The sequence below is a fragment of the Confluentibacter sediminis genome (assembly GCF_003258355.1).
Lineage (GTDB): Bacteria > Bacteroidota > Bacteroidia > Flavobacteriales > Flavobacteriaceae > Confluentibacter > Confluentibacter sediminis.
Genome location: NZ_QKPO01000014.1, coordinates 125,813 through 146,466, shown reverse-complemented (window position 1 = coordinate 146,466; position 20,654 = coordinate 125,813). Strand labels below are relative to the sequence as shown.

Genomic DNA, 20,654 nt, shown 5'->3' with positions numbered 1-20,654 from the left:
ATTATTCGCTTATTACTTTAATTGTTTTTTTTACGTCTTCGGCAATTTTCCTAGCTTCGTTTAAATCTTCATTAACAATGGTTACATGTCCCATTTTTCGGAAAGGTCGGGTTTGTTTTTTACCATAAATATGTGGCGTTACACCCTCCATATTCATAATAGTTTCTATGTGTTCGTAAACCACATTACCAGAATAGCCTTCTGCACCAACCAAATTGACCATAACACCCCCCAGTTTGCTATGGGTTCTTCCCAAAGGCAAATTTAAAATGGCTCTAATATGCTGTTCAAATTGCGATGTGTAACTGGCTTCAATAGTTTGATGTCCAGAATTATGAGGCCTTGGTGCGACTTCGTTTATTAATATTTGATCGTCTTCAGTTTGAAACATTTCAACAGCCAATAACCCAACGTGATTAAATGCTTTTGAGGTTTGTAAAGCAATATCTGTGGCTTTTTTTGCAACGTCATCAGGTATCCTAGCCGGACAAATAACATATTCAACTTGGTTGGCTTCTGGATGAAATTCCATTTCAACTACAGGATATGTTTTTGTTTCACCTGATGCATTTCTAGCCACAATAACAGCCAACTCATTTTTAAAAGGCACTAAAGTTTCTGCAATACATTCTACATTTGGTAAGCCTTCTAAATCGGTAACTGCTTTTACGATTTTCACGCCCGTACCATCATATCCAAATTGGGCACATTTCCAAACAAATGGAAGTGATAGCCCACCATGATGAATGGCTTCTTTAATTTCAGACGTATAAGCAAATCGAGAAAATGCTGCAGTTGGTAAATGATGGTCAATATAAAACAGTTTTTGGGTTGCTTTATTTTGAATGGTTCGTAATGTTTTTGAAGCGGGATATACTTTTACACCTTCTTTTTCAAGAGCTTCAAGAGCATCTACATTGACGTTTTCTATTTCAATGGTTAGCACGTCAACCTGTTTCCCGAATTTGTAAACGGCATCATAATCCATTAAGTCACCCAAATGAAATTCATTGCAAGCTATTTTGCAAGGGGCTTCATTACTGGCTTCTAATACACACGTGTAAATGTCAAATTTTCTAGTATCATATAGCAACATTTTGCCTAATTGTCCACCACCAAGAATACCGAGTTTGAAATTTGAAGAAAAGTAATTCATGAAATTATTTTACTAATATAGATTTACCATGCAAAAATACATTTAATATCCTAAAACATAAATCAAAAAATCGGTATTCGTTAATCTATTGATTATCTTTGCGTCTTTAAAAATTTAAAAGCACGTGTTAAAACTTCATAACAAACAGTTTAAACCATTTATTTCTCAAGCAGAAATTGAGAAAGCCATTCATGAAATGGTTGACAAAATATGTACAGATGTTGGAGACGATATTCCAGTATTTGTTGGGATTTTGAATGGTTCGTTTATGTTTGTAAGTGATTTTGTGAAGAAATATCCAAAACCTTGTGAAGTCACTTTTATTAAATTGGCATCTTATGAAGGGGTAAAATCAACCGAAGATATCCAACGTTTAATAGGACTCACGCAAAGCTTAGAAGGTCGTACAGTGGTTGTATTAGAAGATATTATTGACACGGGAAATACCTTAGCCGAAATTTTTAGAATTTTTAAAAACGAAAACGTTAAATCACTTAAAATAGCTACGCTTTTTTACAAACCAGAAGCCTATAAAAAAGATTTTAAGATTCACTATATAGGAATGAAAATTCCGAACAAATTTATAGTTGGTTATGGTTTGGATTATGACGGATTAGGAAGAAATTTACCAGAAATATATCAAATAAAAGAAACACAATTCATGACAAATTTAGTATTATTTGGACCTCCAGGTGCCGGAAAGGGAACGCAAGCGGAATTTTTAAAAACAAAATATAACTTAGTACATATTTCTACTGGCGATGTTTTTAGGTTTAATATTAAAAATGAAACGGCTTTGGGGATGTTGGCCAAATCGTATATAGATAAAGGCGAATTGGTGCCAGACCAAGTGACGATTGATATGTTGGAAGCTGAAGTAGAAAAGAATGCATCTGCTAATGGTTTTATTTTTGACGGATTTCCTCGAACCAATGCTCAGGCTGATGCTTTAGACAAATTATTGGAAAGTAAAGACTCATCCATCAATGCGATGATTGCTTTGGAAGTTGATGATGAGATTTTAGTAAAACGTTTGGTAGAAAGAGGAAAAACAAGTGGAAGGCCCGATGATGCCGATGAGTCTATTATAAGAAACCGAATTAAAGAATATTATAATAAAACGGCGATTTTAAAAGATTACTATTCTGCTCAAAACAAATACTACGGTGTTGATGGTGTTGGCAGCATTGAAGATATTACAGTGCGTTTAAGTGAAACTATAGATCGTCTGTAATTAAATTATTTGCAACTTCTTATATGGATTTCTGTTTACGCAGGAATGACAAAGATTAAAAGATAAGAGAGAAACTTTTAACTTTTAATTTATAACTTTTAACTTTATTATGACCGAAGGAAATTTTGTTGATTATGTAAAGATGTATGTGACTTCTGGAAATGGAGGTAAAGGGTCTGCACATTTACACCGTGAAAAGTTTATTGAAAAAGGTGGCCCAGATGGTGGTGATGGTGGTCGTGGAGGGCATGTGATTCTTCGTGGGAACTCAAATCTTTGGACTTTACTACATTTAAAATTTAAAAAACATATTAGGGCAGGGCATGGTGAACATGGAGGTAAAAGTAGAAGTACGGGTGCCGATGGTGAAGATTTTTATATCGAAGTACCTTTAGGAACCGTTGTGAGAGATACTGAAACCGACGATATTATTTTTGAAATCACAGAACATGGTGAAGAAAAAATTATAGCTGAAGGAGGAAAGGGAGGACTTGGTAACTGGAATTTTAGAACGTCAACCAATCAAACGCCACGGTATGCACAACCTGGTATGCCCCATGAAGAAAAGCATATTACTTTAGAGTTAAAAGTATTGGCAGATGTAGGTTTGGTAGGTTTTCCTAATGCGGGTAAATCAACCTTATTGTCGGTTATAACATCAGCAAAACCCAAAATAGCAGATTACGAATTTACCACGTTGAAACCCAATTTAGGCATTGTGGAATATCGAGACTTCCAAACCTTTGTGATGGCAGATATTCCTGGAATTATAGAAGGTGCTGCTGAAGGAAAAGGATTGGGGCATTACTTTTTACGTCATATTGAACGTAATTCCATCTTGCTATTTTTAATTCCTGCTGATGCTGAGGATATTAGAAAACAGTACGATATTTTGTTGGATGAACTACGTCGATACAACCCAGAAATGCTGGATAAAGATCGCATCATCGCTATTTCTAAATGTGATATGTTGGATGATGAATTAAAGGCAGAACTAAAAGTAGAGTTAGATAACGAATTACCCATTCCATATCTTTTTATATCATCGGTCGCGCAACAAGGCATTACACAACTTAAAGACGTATTGTGGAAAATGTTGAATGATTAAAACCGTTCTAAAATCCAATCTTTAATAATTTCTAAAGCCACCGGGGAAAAGGTTTCTTCTATTGTGCTGTATTCTTGCAGGCTACCAGTTTCAGCAGTTTGGAATAAATGATTTAAACCATCCAATTCTTTTAATGTAACATCTTTGTTGACTGCTTTTTCTAAAGCATTTTTAATACCTTCTAAATTAATTTTTGGAATTACTTGGAAATCTTTATTACCATTTAAAGCTAATACAGGACAGGTGGTTTTTTCTAAATAATCTTTCGGCTCAATTCTAATAAACTCACAAACCCATTTCGATTTTAAAATGCTTAATTGTTGTTCAATCATAACTGGAGTTATATATGGCGTAAGGACGGATAAAGGGTTGTTTGTTTTGTAATCATTAAGAGCTTTGGAGATTTTAGTTTTTATGATGTCTTCATCTGTATTTGTTCTAATAATGCCATATATAATACGGGCTAATTTTTGGTTTTCTTCTAAAAATGCCTCTGGGGTTCCCGCTAATTCTCCTGCTATTCTTGATTGTGTTTCCAAAATTTCAGCACCATTTACTCCAGGTGCGGCAAGTAATACAATAAAAGCCACATCTTTATTTTTTGAAGCTATCATAGGTGCTATTAAGCCGCCTTCACTATGTCCAATAAGTCCAATTTTTGTTTTGTCAATATCATTTCTGGATTTTAGATAGGTGATGGCCGCTTCCACATCCGTGGCGAAATCAAATGTAGTAGCTGTTTGAAAATTCCCTTTAGAATCTCCCACACCTCTATCATCATAGCGTAATACAGCCATACCATGATTCGATAAATAATCGGCTAGAACTAAAAAAGGTTTATGTCCCATTAATTCTTCATTTCTATTTTGAGGCCCTGAACCTGAAATTAAGATAACAACTGGCGGATTTTTTATATTTTTTGGAAAAGTAAGTGTGCCTGCTAATTGTATGTTGTCTGCATATTGGTTAGTAAAAACAATATCTTCAGAAATATAATTAAAAGGCTCTTTTGGTTCTTGAGGTCGATTGTTTTGAGATATCAATACCAAGGAAAAGAAGAAAAAAAGGATATTTAAAATGTTTGTGAATGGTTTCAATTTTCTGAAATTTTACAATTAATAAATATACGGATATTTAAATGCCGTTAAAAATATTTAATCCATGCCTTTATACCAATGGAATAATTTTTGATTAACTTTAATAAAAAATTACTCCAAATGAAACGACACTTATTAATTGGAATGGCATTACTTATGATGTCTTGTGCTCCAGTTCGCGTGAATTACGATTATGAAAAAGGAACAGATTTCACTAAATACAAAACTTACCAGTATTATGGCGACATGAAAACCGGCTTGAGCGAGTTGGATACTAAACGTCTTTTAGATGCTATTGATTTGAAAATGAAAGAAAAAGGGTTTGCAATTTCGGAAACCCCAGATTTTTTAATTGACATTAAAAGTGCCGAATATAAAGAAGCCCAACGCAATAATGTTGGTGTCGGTTTAGGTGGCGGTGGTGGTAATGTTGGAGGTGGAATTTCCATCGGATTGCCAATTGGTCAAGCGAATGTAAACCGTCAAATCACCATCGATTTTGTAGATGAACATGGGAAAGGACTTTTTTGGGAGGCTGTTAGTGAATCTACATTTACCCCTAACGCCACACCGGAAAAACGTGAAACACAGTTAAAAGCCGTTGTTGAAAAAGTATTGGCTCAATATCCACCTAAGCAATAGGTCGTAAATTTTATAATTATCATAACGTTTTAAATTCTGTCTTTAGGTATTCGTTTTGTAGTTTTACAAAAAGGATAATTATTATGAATTCAATAAAAAATAAAGTAGCTCTTATAACAGGAGGAACTAAAGGAATCGGATATGGTATTGCGGAATGTTTAATGTCGCAAGGTGTACATGTTGCCATTACAAGTAGAAGTGCATCCTCAGCACAAGAAGCGGCGAATCAACTTAATTCAAATTCAAAAGTAGGAGCCAAAGCATTAGGTTTACAAGCAGATGTTAAAAATTATGAAAGCCAACAACATGCCGTTAAAATAGTTTTAGAAAATTTCAATCAACTAGATATCGTGATTGCCAATGCTGGTTTAGGTCATTTTGCGAGCATAGAAGATTTAACTGTAGAACAATGGCAAGACACTATAGATACTAATCTTTCAGGTGTTTTTTACACTATAAAATCTAGTATTGATGCCTTAAAAAAATCTAAAGGTTATTTTATAACTATGTCGAGTTTGGCAGGTACCAATTTCTTTGCTAAAGGGTCTGCTTATAATGCCAGTAAATTTGGTGTTACGGGTTTTACACAAGCTGTCATGTTAGATTTGCGTAAATATGATATAAAAGTAAGTACTATCATGCCAGGATCTGTGGCCACACATTTTAATGGGCATACACCAGATGATACTGATGGATGGAAAATTCAAAAAGAAGATATTGGCGAATTGGTAGTTGATTTAATCAAAATGAATCCTAGAACCTTACCAAGTAAAATTGAAGTAAGACCGACTATGCCACCCAGCAATTAATAGTTTTAACTTTTAATAAAACTGTTTTATCGATTACGGCAACCAATATTTTTATGTTATTTGAATTAATGCGTATTTCTTTATAGGCAAAAAAGAGGTCTTCATATGAAGACCTCTTTTTTAATTGATTCTTATTCTCACACCTTCACTATGGCTGCTGAACTCTGGAGCATACATGCTTTGGATGATGGTGATGCCATTACTCATATTACCAGCATTATTTACTCTTAAATCATATTCAAAAACATACACGCCTTTTGGTAAATAATCAAAAAAGAAGTTGGTTGAAGCATCTTTGGTACTTTCATAATAACCCAATCCGTCTTGCCATTTGTATTCAGATAGTACATTTATGGGCTCTAATCCGGCAGCTCGCATATCTTTCATATGGATGAATTCCATAGCTCTATCGCTTCGTAATTCGATGCGAACTCTAACTAAATCACCCACTTTTAGTTTTGTGTTTTTAGTTATTTCTGAAATTTGCTCGCCAGTATCTGTATTCTTTTTTAAGAATAGTTTTTTATTCACTTTTAGAGGTGTTTCAGCAGATGTTATTTGGTCTAAATCTTCAAAATACTGCCAGTATAAACCTCCCCAAGCAATGCCATCACCTTTTTTAGTTAAGGTCACTTCTGCCATTTCTGGCTTGATTTCAGAAGTGCTCCAAGATGTTTTGTAGTAGCCTGTTCCAGCTTCAACTTTGACGTTTTCTAGTTTAGAAGGTTCGATTTTTTGTCCGCCTAAAACCACATCAACAGCATCGGTTATAGATAGCCAATCGCTACCCTGAAGCAACAAGGCATAAACAGCTTCGGTGGTTGCTTTGGTGGTTTTCCACTGATTGGTTTGTTTGTTTTTTAGCAACCAAATTTTAAGATTATCTATGGTTTTAGTATCATTCTCAATTTCGGTAAATGCTTCAATTAATAAAGCTTGTGTTTCAATTGGGGCTTGATACCAATACCAAGAAGGGGTGTTTTCTTTCCAATACATGCCCAATTCATCATTAGTAATACTTGATTCCTTTAATGATTTTAAAATTTTGGCAGCCGTTGATTTGTCATTCAATCGTTCTGATATCAATGCCATAAGTCCTTTGGCATACAAGGAACGACTCAACCAATATGTCTGAATTTGTGATTGATAATATTTAGTGATGTCTTCAATCTCTTTCGATTTTTTGACGTCAGGAAAGAAGCTTCGCATATATAAATAATGTACTTGTGTATAGCTTAAATGGTCTTTGCTTAAATTTACTTTAGCATCATATTTTCTAATGTCTTTATATTCTTGAATAAATTCAGAATCTAGATATTTGATGGCTTTTTCAATCATTTTAGAATTTTCAGTAGTAGTAACCCCAAGTTTCTTTAAATGCCCAAAACCGGTAATGATATGTTGTGTCATGTATCTGTTTTCACGTCCGCCATTAAACCAAGCCCAGGCACCATTAGATAGTTGATTGTTTTCCAATTTACGAATAGCTGATTGTAATTCGTTCGTCATTTTGTTTAAATCGAATAACAAAGCGATTCGCTTTTTCTGTTCGGTTTCACTTTGGGCATCGCGTAACCAAGGTGTTTCTTGAATTAAGATGGATTTTAGATCTTCGTTTTTTTCAAGATTGCTTATAAGTACGTCTTGAGACGACCATTGATTAAAAACCTCCTGAATCCTAGGATTGCTATTCGCAATATGACTCGCCAAAGCATTGGCATAATAACGAGAAAACGTTTGCTCGTTACACTCAAACGGATATTCCATTAAATAAGGTAATGCTTGTACGGCATACCAAGCTGGATTGGAAGTCATTTCCAAAGTTAGCTTATGGTTTTTAAGTGTAGTTGAGGTATTGGTTTTTAATTTATCAAGTGTAAAAGTTCTTGTTTCGTTGCTGCGAATCCACATAGGTAAAGTTTCGGTAACCAACATGCGATTACTTAAAACAGGAAGCACACTTTGTTCGCCATCACTAAAATCACCAGATTTTGCAATGATTTTATATTGAACCGCATCCACATCATCCGGAATCGTTAAATTCCATGATACTTGCGTGTTGCCTTTGGCATCAACTGTAAAAGAAGCCCCTTCTAACTTCCCCGAAGGGGAAGAACTGAGCAGATTTAACGTTATATCTTTTCCTGAAATAGCATCTGTCAACATTAAAATAGCTTGACCAGACAATTGTTTGTCTGTTAAGTTAGCAATTTTTGTACTGATGTTTATTTGGTCACCTTGGCGTAAAAAACGTGGCGCGTTTGGTATGACCATTAATTCTTTTTGAGTAACGGTTGTTAAGGTTTTTGTGGTACTTTCCAGTGTTTTGGTATGGGCCAATAATTGCAATTTCCATTGCGTTAATGCTTCCGGTGTGGTGAAACTAAAACTCACATTCCCATCTGTATCTGTTTGTAATAGCGGAAAGAAAAACGCCGTTTCTTGAAGGTTTTTACGAATTTGAACAGTGTCGAAGTTTGGTTTTTCTTGTGTTTTGAAATCAAGTTCTTTCCCAATTTCTGAAGTTTCTCCAGCATTTAGTTGTTCAGTTACTACGGAAGTAACAGCACCTGTTATAGCAGTTTTTCTTTGAGTTCCATAACCGACTACAACAACTTCATCTAATGAAGAATTATCATCTACAACTTCAATTCCAGGAGATCTTCCCTCCAAGGTTTGAGATATACTTGCATTTCCACGAATTCTAATAGCTTGATTATTTCCAAAATAAAACCCAAACCAATTTAATTGGTCATATTGTTGTGGATTATAATTTATATTCAATTCTTTATTATAAACCCTGAAATTTTTAGTACCAAAACTTTGGTATGCATTACTTTGATGGTATGAATAATATATTGGGTTTGACATGGGGCTAAAATCCCAAGTATGAGGTTTAAATTGATCTAAAGACATATCGTACATACTTGCTAATAATTCCGCAGATACTTTATCACCTTGTGGGCCTTTAATTTTAAAACTCCAAGTTTCATCGGTTCCGGGTTGTAATTTATCTCGAAATGTAGTGGTTTCAATATCTAAATCGGTTTTTGGATAAGGAACAGAAACAATTTCAGTACCCGATTGAAAACTATTGAAAGCAGCGAAACTATAATTGATGGCAAAACCACCAATATCTTCTTTTGTAATTGGTATGGAAATCGTTTTTTTGTTATTATTTAATTGAACGATGTCTGTTTTTATAACTTTATGGTCTTTTTCCACAGTTAGGGTAACATTCAAATTTTCTGCTGCCGAAGCTAGGGTAATAATAGCCGTATCGCCAGTGTTGTAAGTCGGTTTATTTGTTGTCAAACTGAATAACTGATGGTCTGCTAAAGTTTTATCGTCATCACTAAAAAGGGTGGTTTTGATCTCATCTTTAACCAACTGCCCAAATTTGTCTTTACTTTCTAACGTGATGATGTATTTACCGGATTGCCATTTTTTAATCGTTCCTAAGTCTAGTTCTTTAGACGTTTCGGTATCAAACTGTTTTTCAAAAACCAACTCGCCTTTTTCCCAATTATTGGAGTCATGTTCATTTTTGTAGGCATGATGAGGAAATAAATTTTTAAATGCTTCTTCAGAAAAATCTTGATAATCTGGTGCTTCCCAAGGACGTTGTCTTAAAACGGTTTTTGGGGCTTGTAATTTGTAGATTTTAATAATGCCAGTTGCTGGTGCAAATTCACCATTAAGATTTTTGGTATCGATGGTGATTTTTATGTCTTTATCATTTTTATCAATTTTGTCGGTGACACTCATGTTTGCCACCAAGGCATGATAACCCACATTCACAATGGTTGTAGCGCTTCGGGTTTCACCATTTAAATCAGTCACATCGGCAGTAATTTCATAATTAAAAATGGGTAAACTGCTTTTATCGACACTTTGGTCTGGTTGCGCTTTAAATGTAATTTCAAACTCTCCTTTATCGTTGGTTATGCTTTCGCCATGAGTAATTTCTTGTGGTTCGCTATGAAACCATGGACGATGCCAAAAATACCAACGCGGATATTGCACCTTTCTATGTACACGATACACCACTTTGGCATCGGTAATGTTACTGCCAGCATAAGCTAAAGCAGTACCTTTTACGGTAACGGAATCGTTAACTTTATACGTTTCAGTTATGGGGTGGAATTTTGTTTCAAATTTCGGACGTTTGTATTCTTCAACTGAAAAGTATTGTTCAACATCAAAATCAGCGTCATCGTTTTCAAATTCAATATAATATTCACCATTTAATCCGCCATTTGGTAAAATGAATTCTCCAGAAACTGAACCAAATTCATTAGTTTTAAATTCAAGTTCTGCTAGCTCATCCTGATTTACATCGTAAAGTGTAGCATACACAGATTCGTTAACCATTACTTCGGACTTACCATTTTTCGTTTTCATAGCAATCGCTTTGAAATACACGATTTGTCCAGGGCGGTAAATACTTCTGTCTGTAAATAAAAAGGCTTTGTATTGGGTGTCTTCTTTTTCTCTTTTATAATATGTGTTTATATAATAATCACCAAAATAAGCAGTGTCATTGCCATTTTTAACTTTAGCACTAACATGTCTATATCGGTCTGTAGTTTTTTCAATTTTAATTTCACCAACACTGTTTGTGGTAAAAGTTTCGGTTTGTGTACTTCTATTATTATTTTCGGTAAAACTAATTTCAACAGAAGCATTTATAATAGGTTTTCCGTTGTTTCTATCAATAACTTGAAAGGTTTTATGTAGCTCGCTTTCAGTTTCAATCAAGGCTAAATTGGTAACTTGAATGGTGCTAAAGGCAAAGGTTTCTTCATCTTTTTTGGTGAAAGCAGCTATTAAATAAGTGCCACCATTAAGTTTTGGTACGGCAACTTCAGTGGTGTGGTTTTGATAATCATTTTCATTACGTAATTTACTTTCCCATTGTTTAGAAATCTCTAATTTTTTAATAAAAGCCAGTTGCTCTTCTTTTCGATAGGTTTTGTTGAATGTTTCTAGTTCTTTTCTGGTTAAATTAAATATTTTAAATTCAAGAGCATCTAAGTTTTTGTAACTCAACAATAAGCGTCCATTTTGTTGAACAGGAAGAAAATCCTCCGTTGTAATTTGCACTGTTTGTTGCTCAATTTGTTGTTTTAAAATGGCGCATTTTTCAGCAGCTTTACTTTTTGGAAATTTTTCAATCACAGCTTTACATATATCAATGGCTTCTTTAGCTTTCCAACGATAATCCTCATTTGTTTTTGGCTGATATTGATTGCTTTGTTGGTAATAGATGGTAGCGATTTCAAAATCATATAATCCAGAAACTTCATGGGATTTCAGTTTGTCACTTTCGGTTTTGAGTGCTTCCAATAAAAGCGATTCTTTGTCGCTGAATGTTCCATATTGATTCACGAATTTTAAACGCTCCATATTAACATCAGCTAAGGCATCAGGTTCCTTATCATTTAAATGGAAGCAGATTAAATCTTGATAAATTTTTAAAGCATTTAATTGTAAAGAGGTTGAATCCTTAGCTTCTAAAGCTAGATTGGTGTAAGTTTCAGCATCTCCTAAAAATTCGGCATTATCTATCTCAAATTTATAAGCTGGCTTGGTAATATTGGTTTCGTTGGTTTTGTAAAAATTTAAGGCTTCATGATTTAAAAAATCAAATAATGTAGGTCTGTAAATTTTGGAATCTTTTTGAAGCGTCAATATGTCGTCATAATTACTTAAAGACTCTTTTTGTAATTTCGATACCAGATGTAACGACTTTTGGTAATGAATGTGTATTTCATTAAATAGCGTTTCTAAATCCCAAGTTCTAAAGTCAACGCTATCAACTTTCTTCTCTGTTTTGGTGCGATTGTAAAATTGCCATCTGTTTTGATTAAAATATTGCCAATACATATTAGCAAGTAAGCTTTCTAGAATATTTTTTATTGGGAAAGCACTTTTATTTATTTCAGTTTTAAAATCGTTTATAATTTTTAATTGGGCATCTTCCTCTAAAATCAAAGCGAATTTGCTTTTGTAAAGCATGCTTTTTATAAGTTGTGAGCTATTTTTATTTTTTGTGGCAAGCTTATTGATATCCTCAACGATGTTTAAGGCAGATTTAGGTAAACCGTCGGTTTCAAATTTTTCAACCTTAGTCCATAGATCGTTATAATTTGGAGTTTGAGCTTGTGTGAAATTAGCAAAGAGAATTATCATTAATAGACTGGTATATGTTTTCATATTTTAAATTTTACAACAAGTTACATTCAAAAGTTATTCCAAAAAATAATAAACGAGTGAAATTTACGGGTCAGTGAGTGAAGTGAGCCTTTTTAGTGGTGAAGTTGATAGTTTTAATTTTATCATTTTATTAATAATTTTTAACAATTTAAAGCGTTAAATTGCATTGATAAATATGATTAAGGTTATCTAAATGGAAGTTTAACGTTGATTAAATAACATATTCAGATGAAAAAAATTATATGCCTACTTTTATTTTTACCAATATTGTCTTTTAGTCAGATGACAACTCTAGATAGTATTGCAAATCTTCTTAATAAAAAGGAGTATTCAGAAGCTGAATTAAAGGCTTCGGATTATGTTAAAAATAATCCAAACGATTTAGCAGCTTTGGAGTTACTTGGAGATACTTATGGTTATCAAAAGAAATGGGACGAAGCCATTTCTGTTTACAAAAAACTTGTTGGTTTTAATCCAAACAGTGCTAATTACCAATATAAATATGGGGGAGCCATGGGTATGAAAGCTTTAATTATTAATAAAATTGAAGCTTTAGCATTCATTGGAGATATAAAAGAAGCCTTTTTAAAAGCAGCTAAATTAGATCCAAAACATACCAATGTTAGATGGGCCTTGGTTGAATTGTATATGCAACTACCAGGTCTTTTAGGTGGAAGTCAAAGTAAAGCCTTAAAATATGCGGACGAACTTTATAATTTATCTAAAGTGGACGGTTACTTGGCAAAAGGCTATATATATGAGTATGATAAGGAGCCTGAACTAGCTGAAAAATATTATAAATTGGCAATAAATGAAGGTGGGTCACTTTGGTGTTACGATAAATTAACTACTTTTTATGAGAAACAAAAGCAACCGGAAAAAGCACTTAGTAATTTAGAAGAAGCTAAAAGTAAACACAAACGGAATGCACTACATTATCAAATTGGTAAGGTAGCTGCCGAATATAATATTGAATTACATAAAGGTGAACAATGTTTGCAAACTTACATTGAGAACTATTCGCCTAATGATGGTGTTCCAAAGGCTTGGGCATACTACCGTTTAGCCCAAATTTATTTACTTAAAAAGGACAAGAAAGAAGCGTTAAAGCATATAGATTTAGCTATTTCAGAATATCCTAAAATGAAGCCTTTTAACGAAGAAAAACAGAAGATTTTAAAAATGTAATTTGGACATTACTTTTTTGTCTTGCTCAAAAAATTCCATCTAGATTTTTAAAATTATTAGTTCGTTTTCAGCTTAAAATAGTCGTGTATTAGTGGTAAAAAAAGTATATTTGAATCATTCAAAATATATACATGAACGTACATTTTATAGCTATTGGTGGTTCTGCCATGCACAATCTGGCTCTTGCATTGCATAATAAAGGATATAAGGTAACTGGTAGTGATGATGAAATTTTCGAACCTTCAAAATCCAGATTAAAAGCGAAAGGTTTATTGCCAGAAACCTATGGTTGGTTTCCAGAAAAAATTAATCCAACTTTAGATGCCATTGTTTTAGGAATGCACGCCAAAGCAGACAATCCAGAATTGTTAAAAGCCCAAGAATTAGGACTTAAAATTTACAGTTATCCAGAGTTTTTATATGAGCAATCCAAACACAAAACCAGAGTCGTAATTGGGGGGAGTCATGGTAAAACCACTATAACATCCATGATTCTTCATGTGATGCATTATCATGATAAAGATGTCGATTACATGGTTGGAGCACAATTGGAAGGTTTTGATGTCATGGTAAAGCTTACCGAAGAAAACGATTTTATGGTACTTGAAGGTGACGAATATTTAAGTTCACCGATTGATAGACGTCCAAAATTTCATTTATATAAACCTAATATTGCCTTGTTAAGTGGTATTGCTTGGGATCATATTAATGTGTTTCCAACCTATGATAATTATGTAGAGCAGTTTCGTGTTTTTGTAGATAGTATTGTGAGTGGTGGAAGTATAACTTATAATGAAGAAGATTTAGAAGTAAAACGTGTAGTAGAAGCTAGTGTAAACACCGTTAGAAAATTACCATATAAAACTCCCGAATATTCTGTTGAAAACGGACAAACGCTTTTAGAAACGCCTGAAGGGCCATTGCCAATTGAAGTCTTTGGAAAGCACAACTTAAATAATTTAGCTGGAGCTAAATGGATTTGTCAACATATGGGAATTGATGAAGACGATTTTTATGAAGCTATTGCTACCTTTAAAGGTGCTAGTAAGCGTCTTGAAAAAATTGCAGAAAGTAAAAACAGTGTCGCTTATAAAGATTTCGCTCATTCACCAAGTAAAGTGGAAGCCACTACGAAGGCTGTTAAAGAACAATATGAAAACAGAACGTTGGTAGCTTGTTTGGAATTACATACTTACAGTAGCTTAAATGCTGAATTTTTAAAAGAATACAAAGGAACTTTAGATGCTGCTGATGTTGCTGTGGTGTTTTATTCCCCACACGCCGTTGAAATTAAAAAACTTAAGGAAGTTACCCACGAACAAATAGCCAATGCTTTTGAACGAGATAATTTAATTATTTATACCAATCCTGAAGATTTTAAACAGTTTTTATTCTCTCAGAACTTTGATAATAAAGCTTTGCTGTTAATGAGTTCAGGTAATTATGGCGGATTGGATTTTAATGAGGTTAAAACGTTGATTAAGTAATAGTTTTAACTATTTATATTATTGTTTTTCAAAAATATATTGCAAACCTCTTGAAAATGTTTCGCTTTTTGTTCCTGAATGCCCTGTGTTTTCTATTACTTTAGAGTGTAATCTTACATTTTGGTAATTGCTGCTTTTCATTTTTTTGACAAATTCTTCAAAATAAGATTTTGTGTTTTCTACTTCACCAACAGTCATATACACGCTAACAGGTTTAGGAAGGTTCTTGTCTGAAAATAATTTTTCAAATTTATACATAACACCATTATCCCAATCTAAACCGGGGCTTGCGGCAATATAACCTGTAAACATATCCGTATGTGTGAATAAGGCATATATGGTAAATAGTCCACCATAAGATAAGCCCATTAAAGTTCTATTATTATTGTCTGCTTTATAATTGCTTTCAATAAATGGAAACAGTTCTATTTTAATAAAATCTAAAAATTTGTCAGCACCGCCAGTTTCAGAATTATTGCCTAACATGGTAGGTGTGTAATCTCTCGCACGCTTTAAGTTTTTATTAGTCCAGGTAATACCAACAATGATGGCTTCTGGAATAAAACCATCATAAAATTGCTGTCCATAAATGGCAGTTACTAACGGAAAATCCCATTGAGAATCCATGACATATATAACTGGATATTTTTTGGTGCTCTTTTCATAACCAGAAGGTAACATGATTTGCAATTCATATTCTTCACCAGAAACAATGTTGGAAGTTATTTTTCTTATTTGAGAATCTGGAATAGTCACTTCAGGGTATTGTTGTGCATGTAATGTGAAGGCACTAATTAAAATAAGAATGATGGATGCTGTTTTTTTCATTATTGGTTTAATTAGTGGTTATTTAGTTTAGTATTGAAATGTAGTGAATTATTATCAAGTAATAGTTGTAACATTATGATTTTAGCTTTTCCTTAAAAAAATCAATAGTTCTACTCCAAGCCAAATCAGCGGCTTCTTTATCAAATCTCGGCGTTGAATTATTATGAAATCCGTGGTTAACATCTGGGTAAAAATGAACCGTATATTCTACATTGTTTTCTTTTAAAACGTCTTCATAAGCAGGCCAACCTGCATTTACGCGTGTATCTAAACCTGCATATTGCAATAATAATGGGGCTTTTATTTGTGCTGCTTCTTCCGCAGTTGGTTGTCCACCATAAAAAGGCACAGCAGCTTTAAGTGTTGGTAATTTAACAGCCATCATATTAGCAATCCAACCACCAAAACAAAAACCAACCACGCCTATATTACCATCACAGTTTTCATGGGATTTTAAGTAATCAAAAGCGGCTATAAAATCTTCTAACATGTCATTTCTATCAAGTTTGCTTTGCATGGTTCTTCCTTCATCATCATTCCCTGGATAACCGCCTAATGGTGTTAAGGCATCAGGTGCTAAGGTGATAAAACCATCTAGAGCAGCGCGCCTGCCAACATCTTCTATGTATGGATTTAATCCCCTGTTTTCATGTACTACAACAATGCCAGGTAATTTTCCTTTAGTCCCGTCTGGTATCGATAAAAGCCCTTTAATAGTGCCACCACCTTTTGGAGATTCGTAAGTTTAGAATCTAAATTTGGGTCGTCTGGCTTTACCGTTAAATTATCTAGATAATTGGGTGTTAAAAAGCTTAAAAGGGAAGAAACAGTTAAACCACCTATGGCATACAGCGATAGTTTTTCAACAAATTGAATGCGGTTAATTTTATTGTGGGCATAATAGTCGTATAGATCAAAAACCTCTTGACTAATGTCTTCTTTTTTTAATGGCTGCATATCTGTATAGTTTTAAACAGTTTATCTAAAAGGGGTGCAATACTTTCTTGGTTGGCACGAATCAATTCAGCTTTAGCATTTTTAATTACTTCAATCATGTGATTGATGTTGTTATCCTAATGATAATTAAGAGAATAGTTCAATCGTGATAAATTTTTGGTCAGAATTGTACTTTATAAAAATACAATATTTATATTTATCACATGCAAGAAAAACCAACTTCGTTTTCCATAAAAAATTGGAGTCAAGACGATCAACCGAGAGAAAAACTACTTTATAAAGGTAAAGAAGCATTAAGTGATGCAGAGCTAGTTGCTATTTTAATAGGTTCTGGCAATAAAGAGGAAAGTGCTGTTGCTTTATGTAAGCGCATTTTTGCAAGTGTTAATAATAATTTAAGTGAGTTGGGAAAGTTGTCTTTAGCTCAGCTTATGGAATTTAAAGGAATAGGAGAAGCGAAGGCTATCACTATTGCAGCAGCGTTAGAATTAGGAAGACGTAGAAGGGGAGAGGAGGCTTTAGAGAAAAATAAAATTAGATCTAGTAATTCTGTTTTTGAGGTAATGCAACCTATTATAGGCGAATTGGAACATGAAGAATTTTGGATTATTTTTTTGAATAACTCCAATAAAGTCATTCAGAAGAAGCAGCTAAGTAAAGGAGGTATTACCGGTACATTGGTTGATGTGCGTTTGGTGTTGAAAAATGCTTTGGAAGTTGGTGCGACAGGATTGATATTAACCCATAATCACCCATCTGGCACATTAAAACCTAGTGAAGTAGATAAGCAAATAACCTATAAATTAAAAACAGCATCTGAAAGTTTAGATATAAAAGTTCTAGATCATTTAATTATTACGGAAAAGGCATACTTTAGTTTTGCTGATGAGGGTTTGCTTTAAGTGATTTTCTCCAAACAAAAATATATGCAAATGCCTTATTAAGACATAAGTTGATTACTTTTGATACTTATATTAGAATGTTTGATGCTACTCGTTTATACACATAAAATAACCCCTCGGGTAAAATATATTTTTAAGCATATTTGTACAAGAGTTCTTGGTATAGAAGTGTCTTTCACGTCCACTATTGAAGAATTTATTGCGCACGATAGTTTGAAAATGTCTTATACCAAACAGCCGTTAGGGAGTGAGTTTTTTGTAAAAAGTCATGATATTTTATTTGAACAAGGGTTGTCTGATATCGATTTCCATGTGCATACATGGGACACTACAAAAGGCTTTTTTTTTAATGGAGATAAAGGCGTCATACCATTTGATATTTTTGCATCATCTTTTTATTTATTGTCTAGATATGAAGAGTATTTACCACATGTAAAAGATGAGTATGGTAGGTTTTTAGCGACCGAAAGTGTTGCATATAAGCATGATTTTTTACATCAACCAATTGTAGATATTTGGGCCTATAAATTTAAGGATGCATTACAACTTTTTTTTCCGGAAATTCAGTTTCCCAATAAAACATATAGTATAAAGCCTATTATAGATGTTCCTACCGCATATAATTATAGATTAAAGGGCATTATGAGAACTGTTGGTGGGGTTTTTAAAGATTTATTTCAGTTTAATGCCAAGGGATTGTATACCAGATTTATGGTGCTTTTCGGTTTAAAGCATGATCCTTTTGATACATTTAAGTATATTATTAATAAACAAAAGCAGACTACACATAAATTTTTATTTTTCTTTATAATAGGTGCGTATTCAACGTATGATAAAGGGATTAGCGTGAATAAAAAGAAGTTTGTGTCGTTAATTAAACAAGTAGCAGATTATTGTAAGGTAGGTTTAAAAACGTCGTTTTTTTCAACGGAAGATTTTTCCATTTTAAAAAAAGAAAAGCTGCAAATGGAAGCTATTATAAACACCGCATTAGTAGCTACTAGACAGTCTTTTTCAAAGCTTAATTTGCCAGAATCTTATAGAAATCTTATAGAATTAGAAATACAGGAAGATTATACTATGGGTTATGTGAATCATATTGGTTTTAGGGCTGGTTCTTGTACGCCTTTTTTGTTTTATGATTTAGATTATGAGGTGCAAACACCTTTAAAAGTGTACTCATATCACTTAATGGATTATTCATTGTTAAAAACCAATTCACTTTTAGATAAAAAGAAAGTTTTAAATGATATTATTTCAGAAATAAAAAAGGTAAATGGCGAGTTTATCCCCGTATTTCATAATTATACTTTTAGCGATATGGATACTTGGAAAGGCTTTAAAGAATTGTTTAATATTATTTTAGATTCAACCGATGAAGCTTAAAGGTATTACCGATGTGTTTTTTGATTTAGACCATACTTTATGGGATTTTGATAGAAATTCAGCCCTAACTTTTGATAAAATATTTAAAATAAACCAAATAGAAATTGATTTGGAGAATTTTTTGGTTCACTATAAAGCTATTAATTTACAATATTGGAAACTTTATAGAGATGAAAAAATCGACAAAGACGTATTGCGTTTCGGAAGGTTAAACGATACTTTTTTAGCATTAAATTATACCATTGAAAAAGAAATTATTCAAAAACTATCGACAGATTACATCACCTATCTTACAGATAATAATTATTTATATGATGATGCTATTCCTATTTTAGAATATTTGTATAAAAATTATAATCTTCATATTTTATCCAATGGTTTTGAGGAAGTTCAATCTAAAAAATTAATAAAATCCAATATTTTAAGCTATTTTAAAACGATTACTAATGGCGAAGATATTGGAGTAAAAAAACCTAACCCGCAAATTTTTCATTATGCCATTGAAAAAGCAAAGACAAGTATAGATAAAAGTGTTATGATTGGTGATGGCTATGAAGCTGATATCTTGGGCGCTTTGAATATAGGTATGGAGGTTATCTTTTTTGATGAATTCCAAAAACCTATTGAACCCCATATCAAAAAAATTAATCATTTAATAGAGTTGAAAAAGTATTTATAGTCAATTCAACATATTTTCTTAATTTCACAAAACATAAATAATCTACAAAGTGTATATTTACAAACTAGGGTTTAACTATATATTTAATAAAATGAAAACTAAATTTTTATCACTTCTTGTTGTATGTTTAATGGCTGTAAGTGCATTTTCTCAATCAAATTTAAATAACTATAAATATATCATTATCCCTAAAAAATATGATTTTTTAAAACAAAACGATCAATATCAATTAAATTCATTAACAGAGTTTTTATTCAACAAATATGGATTTGTAGCGTTTATGGAGGGGGAAGATTATCCAGATGATTTAAATGCTAATAGATGTTTGGCACTAACGTCAAATGCTTTAAAAGATTCAAGTATGTTTAAAACTAAACTACAGATTGAATTGAAAAATTGTAATGGCACTGTGATTTACACAACTGAAGTGGGCGAGAGTAGAGAGAAAGATTATAATAAAGCTTATCCTGAGGCATTAAGAAATGCTTTTAAAGAATTACAAACTATAAATTACAAATATATACCAGTTAACAATGCCCCGGAGACCGTTGCTAAAGAAGTAAAAAATCAAAACGAAGTAGTTAACCAAATTGAACAGTTAAAGGCTGAAATTGAAAATCTTAAAAAAGAAAAGGACGTTAAGAACATAGAGGTTTTAACAACTAATCCTGAATCAAAAGCAGAAATAGTTGTAGAAAATGCTATTAAGGATACAAAATCTATCCAAGAGGGCGTGCAACAAGTTTTATATGCCCAAGCAGTAGAAAACGGTTTTCAATTAGTAGATAGTTCTCCAAAAGTTGTTTATAAAATAAAAAATACCTCTCTAAAAGATGTGTATTTAGTAGAAGGTAAAAATGCGACGTTGTATAAAAAAGGAGATGATTGGGTTTTAGAATATTATGAAAATAATGTTTTAAAACAAGAAGTTCTAAATATAAAATTTTAGTTTTAGCAACAAC

At 32.9% G+C, this 20,654-nt stretch carries 14 protein-coding genes and 1 pseudogene; 10 read left to right on the top strand and 5 right to left on the bottom strand.

All coding sequences use genetic code 11. The features are described 5' to 3' along the window. Nucleotide 1: 1 nt before the first annotated feature. Nucleotides 2-1,156 (bottom strand): 5-(carboxyamino)imidazole ribonucleotide synthase, encoded by a 1,155-nt coding sequence (locus DKT72_RS13555; protein ID WP_111309279.1) that lies wholly within the window; start codon nucleotides 1,154-1,156, stop codon nucleotides 2-4. Between the two features lie 124 nt (nucleotides 1,157-1,280). Between DKT72_RS13555 and DKT72_RS13550 the strand changes: the two genes are divergently transcribed. Then, on the top strand, nucleotides 1,281-2,390 hold the full coding sequence (locus tag DKT72_RS13550; RefSeq protein ID WP_111309278.1) for an adenylate kinase: 1,110 nt from the start codon (nucleotides 1,281-1,283) through the stop codon (nucleotides 2,388-2,390). Between the two features lie 109 nt (nucleotides 2,391-2,499). Continuing rightward, nucleotides 2,500-3,498, top strand: a complete 999-nt coding sequence (gene obgE / locus DKT72_RS13545; RefSeq protein ID WP_111309277.1) for a GTPase ObgE — start codon at nucleotides 2,500-2,502, stop codon at nucleotides 3,496-3,498. Here the strand turns inward: obgE and DKT72_RS13540 are convergent. Next, nucleotides 3,495-4,595 carry an alpha/beta hydrolase family protein gene (locus DKT72_RS13540; RefSeq protein ID WP_235841705.1) on the bottom strand — a complete coding sequence of 367 codons (1,101 nt, stop codon included), beginning with the start codon at nucleotides 4,593-4,595 and terminating at the stop codon, nucleotides 3,495-3,497. The two genes, obgE and DKT72_RS13540, sit on opposite strands and share 4 nt — an antisense overlap. 120 nt (nucleotides 4,596-4,715) lie before the next feature. Between DKT72_RS13540 and DKT72_RS13535 the strand changes: the two genes are divergently transcribed. Together DKT72_RS13535 and DKT72_RS13530 are read left to right on the top strand one after the other, a co-directional pair. Beyond that, nucleotides 4,716-5,237, top strand: coding sequence for a DUF4136 domain-containing protein (locus DKT72_RS13535; RefSeq protein WP_111309276.1), 522 nt, complete (start codon nucleotides 4,716-4,718; stop codon nucleotides 5,235-5,237). Between the two features lie 83 nt (nucleotides 5,238-5,320). Next, nucleotides 5,321-6,046: an SDR family oxidoreductase gene (locus DKT72_RS13530; protein WP_220628128.1), complete on the top strand. Its 726-nt coding sequence runs from the start codon at nucleotides 5,321-5,323 to the stop codon at nucleotides 6,044-6,046. Between the two features lie 120 nt (nucleotides 6,047-6,166). Here the strand turns inward: DKT72_RS13530 and DKT72_RS13525 are convergent, their stop codons facing one another. Then, complete coding sequence (locus DKT72_RS13525) at nucleotides 6,167-12,265, bottom strand: alpha-2-macroglobulin family protein (RefSeq protein ID WP_111309275.1); 6,099 nt, start codon at nucleotides 12,263-12,265, stop codon at nucleotides 6,167-6,169. Nucleotides 12,266-12,493: 228 nt separating this feature from the next. On the opposite strand from DKT72_RS13525, the gene DKT72_RS13520 reads away from it, so the two are divergent. Then, nucleotides 12,494-13,453, top strand: a complete 960-nt coding sequence (locus tag DKT72_RS13520; RefSeq protein WP_111309274.1) for a tetratricopeptide repeat protein — start codon at nucleotides 12,494-12,496, stop codon at nucleotides 13,451-13,453. Between the two features lie 131 nt (nucleotides 13,454-13,584). Next, nucleotides 13,585-14,940, top strand: coding sequence for a UDP-N-acetylmuramate--L-alanine ligase (locus tag DKT72_RS13515; RefSeq protein WP_111309273.1), 1,356 nt, complete (start codon nucleotides 13,585-13,587; stop codon nucleotides 14,938-14,940). Nucleotides 14,941-14,958: 18 nt separating this feature from the next. Here the strand turns inward: DKT72_RS13515 and DKT72_RS13510 are convergent, their stop codons facing one another. Together DKT72_RS13510 and DKT72_RS13505 are read right to left on the bottom strand one after the other, a co-directional pair. Beyond that, entirely contained in the window at nucleotides 14,959-15,768 is an 810-nt protein-coding gene (locus tag DKT72_RS13510) for an alpha/beta hydrolase (protein ID WP_111309272.1), read from the bottom strand. Between the two features lie 73 nt (nucleotides 15,769-15,841). After that, a pseudogene (locus tag DKT72_RS13505) lies at nucleotides 15,842-16,725 on the bottom strand (dienelactone hydrolase family protein). A 203-nt stretch (nucleotides 16,726-16,928) separates the two neighbouring features. On the opposite strand from DKT72_RS13505, the gene radC reads away from it, so the two are divergent. From radC to DKT72_RS13485, 4 genes are all read left to right on the top strand, one after another. Next, nucleotides 16,929-17,627, top strand: a complete 699-nt coding sequence (gene radC, locus DKT72_RS13500; RefSeq protein WP_111309271.1) for a RadC family protein — start codon at nucleotides 16,929-16,931, stop codon at nucleotides 17,625-17,627. Nucleotides 17,628-17,711: 84 nt separating this feature from the next. Then, entirely contained in the window at nucleotides 17,712-19,013 is a 1,302-nt protein-coding gene (locus DKT72_RS13495; protein ID WP_111309270.1) for a polysaccharide deacetylase family protein, read from the top strand. Beyond that, entirely contained in the window at nucleotides 19,003-19,692 is a 690-nt protein-coding gene (locus DKT72_RS13490; RefSeq protein WP_111309269.1) for a YjjG family noncanonical pyrimidine nucleotidase, read from the top strand. The genes DKT72_RS13495 and DKT72_RS13490 overlap by 11 nt, the downstream gene beginning before the upstream one ends. Nucleotides 19,693-19,783: 91 nt before the next feature. Then, nucleotides 19,784-20,641 (top strand): hypothetical protein, encoded by an 858-nt coding sequence (locus tag DKT72_RS13485; RefSeq protein ID WP_111309268.1) that lies wholly within the window; start codon nucleotides 19,784-19,786, stop codon nucleotides 20,639-20,641. The last annotated feature ends 13 nt before the right edge of the window (nucleotides 20,642-20,654 follow it).